At 59.3% G+C, this 3,219-nt stretch carries 1 protein-coding gene; it reads right to left on the reverse strand.

Going from position 1 to position 3,219, the window contains the following annotated elements:
* A partial coding sequence (locus AC1DRJ_RS22390) for an RHS repeat-associated core domain-containing protein (protein ID WP_477804061.1) occupies positions 1-3,219 on the reverse strand: 3,219 nt, incomplete at both ends.

Raw genomic sequence — 3,219 nt, forward strand, 5'->3', positions numbered from 1 at the left:
CACTTGGCTTGCCTGTTTGCGGATTATTTTTGCTTGTAAGGCACTCGTCAGCATTCAACCCCAACGGATCCACCCACCCCGTAGGATTAGGCACGTACTGGTAGTTATTCAACCCACCCGCAAGCTTGATCGGATCCGGCGTCAGATACCGCCCGGTACCCGGATTGTAGTAGCGGTGCCGGTTGTAATGTAAGCCTGTCTCCGTATCGAAATACTGCCCCTGAAACCGCAGCGGGTTGTCTATTTCGGCGACGTCCAGTGCGGCAAGGTTGCCATAAGCCCGGTACTTGACCGACCACACGATTTCACCGCTGTAATCAGTCAGTTCCTGCGGCGTACCCAGGTGATCGAGCTGGTAGTAAAACGGTGTCGCTTTCAGCGGGCCTTCGCCATCGAGCATCGCCAATGGTCGAAAGCTGCCGGGTTCATAAATGTAAGTGCGGTACCGGTTGTCAGCGCTTTCCGCGATCAGGCGTTCGCCTTGCCAGAGGAATTCGGTGGTGCTGCCGTCGACGGTTTTTTCGATGCGGCGACCGAAGGCGTCGTACTTATAGGACGCGACGCTGCCACCCGGCAGGCTGGCGCCGATCAGGCGGTGCTGACAGTCATAACGGTATTCGGTGACGAGTTTTTGCGCAGTACCGCGACGTTCGCGGATCAGGTTGCCAAAGGCGTCGTAGTCGAAGTGGCGGTCGCCCCGCATCAGCAGGCGGTTGCCTTTGACGTTCGCCAGGTTCGCGGTGGGTTGGTCGCCTTGGCCCAGCAAGTTGCCGGCAGGGTCGTGGGCGAAGCTTTCCGGGGTGCTGCCACGGACGTTGATCAGGCGATCGAGCGGGTCATAGTGGTAGCTGCGATTGCCTTTGCGGCTGTCGGCGATGCCGGCGAGGTTGCCATTGGCGGCGTAAGCGTAGCGACGGTGGAACAGGTTTCGATCTTTTTGGCTGACGCTGTGTGCTTGCAGGCGGCCTTGTTCGTCGTATTGGTATTGGCTGAGCAGCAGGCCTTGCTGGCGCTGGTGYTCCTGACCGGCGCTGTACTGGTGCGTTGTCAGGCGTGAGCCGTTGAGGTCGATGCTGCTCAGTTGGCCGCCGCGTTGGTGGTGGTAATCGAGCTTGCTGCCGTCCGGGAGGCGGCAGTGTTTCAGTTGACCTACGGTGTCGTACGCGTAACGCAGGGTGCCCCAGCCTTGGTGTTCGGTGATCAGCCGGTCTTGCAGGTCATATTCGTAGGCGAGCGGCCAGTTACCGTCATCGACGTTGACCAGGCGGCCGAGGGCGTCGTAGCTGTAGTGGGTTTCCTCGCCATCGGCCAGAGTCTTGACCAGCAAGCGGCCAGCGGCATCGCGTTGGTAGGCGGTGACCAGCTCGCTGCCGTCGTCGCCGAACTCGGTTTTCTTCAGCAACTGGCCGTTGAGGTCGTACTCATAGGCGGTGCGGCGGCCATCGAAACCGGTTTCCTGCTGGATCAGCCCGTTGGCGTAGTAATCAAGGTGATAGTGCTCGCCACGTTCGTTTTCGATCTCGGTCAGCAGCAGGCGCGAGTTGTCGTAGCGATAACGCAGTTGGCTGCCGTCCGGGTTGATGCGGCGGCTGACCAGGTGCAGGCCATCGGCGTATTCGTAACGCGTCACGCGGCCTAGCTCATCGCGCTCTGCGGTGACGCGGCCATACGGGTTGTAAGTGAACGCACGGATGGCGCCGCCGGGCAGGGTGACTTGCGTCAGACGGTCGACTGCATCCCATTGGTAGTGGGTGATGGCGCCGGTTTCTTCCTGACGAGTAATCTGTCGACCCAGCGCGTCGTAGCGATATTTGCGTTGGCCGCCGTCGGGCAGGCGTTCTTCCAGCAATTGACCGAGGTTGTTCCAGCCCAGTTGGTGGCGGCTGCCATCGGGGTGACGAATCTCCAGCAGGCGACCTTGTCGGTCGTAGCTGTAGTGGGTTTCGTTGCCATGAGGATCAGTTTGTTGGGTGATATCGCCCTGTCGATTGCGCTCGTACTTCCAGCGCGCTCTGCCGCGTTGCACATCGATGAGTTGGCCATCGTAGTAGTTGTAGCGAGTCGGTTCATCTTCTGGAGGTACAACCGCAATCAAACGCCCGGCATCGGTGTATTGGTATTCGGTGACGGCCCCCAGCGCATCTTTTTCAGCGATAAGGCGACCTTCGTCGTCATACGCTCTTTGCGTTTGTGCTCCGTCGGGGGCGGTCTCGCTGATCAGTCGTGCATTTTCGTCATGCACGTAAACCTGCTCGCTGCCATCGGCGTTGAGCACGGTCACCGTGCCGTTGGCGTCCCACACATAACGCGTTTCAAGCTGCGAATAACTCGCCCAGTGGCGGATGCAGCGCGCCAGTTTTCCTTCGCGTTCCCACTCCCAGTAGAAGCTGGCGCCACCCGCCAGTTGACGCTCGAGAATGACGTGCTGATCGTTATAGCGATAATGCTCGCGCTCACCGGCAGCATTGGTGGCACTGACGAGTTGATTGCGCTCGTTGTAGTGATAGGTGACCAGGGTTTGAACGGTTTGCCATGGATCCTGGCGCGCACCGCGATCATCGTACTCGGCACGTTGCTGCTGATAGTCGACCGCCGAGATGTGGCGGTCGTCATAGCGCAGCAGCAAAGCACGACCAGCGCCGTTGTCGATGCGCTGAATGCGGCCGACCCTGTCATAGCTGATATGCAACTGGTTTTCGTAGGCATCACTGATGGTGTTCAGACGCCCGGCACGGAAATGGTAAAACCGCGTCTTGGGGCCAGCCTGAGTCAGGATCAGTTCACCTTGTGCATCACCAAGATAAATGGCCGCTTCGGCCAGGCTGTTGGTGATCGCCGGACGTTGTTCGGTTGGCATCGGGAAGCGGGTCTGACGGTTTTCATTGTCAGTCCACAGCACGCCTTCATCGTCGAGGTTCAGGCGATGGGACAGTGAATGGCTCCAGCCATAACCGAGACGACTGTCGATTTCGACCGCGCTGCTGCGGTAAAGACGCGTCCATTCCAGCGGCAAGAGGCYGCCGAGTTCGCCATCGGTGAGCGTAAGCAGTTCCTCGCCGGTCACCATCGACACGGGATCGCCATTAGTGCAGGTTTTGTTAACGCACTGCGCAGGCTGGTCTGCGGGGGTTTTCGACTGGTCAGGCGCGTTGTCGACAGGCTCTTTTTGTTCGATGCGTGTGGTGTTGTCTTTTTTTCCGCGCGCATGAATCTGCGCGT

It is taken from the genome of Pseudomonas sp. P5_B2, from assembly GCF_056400445.1.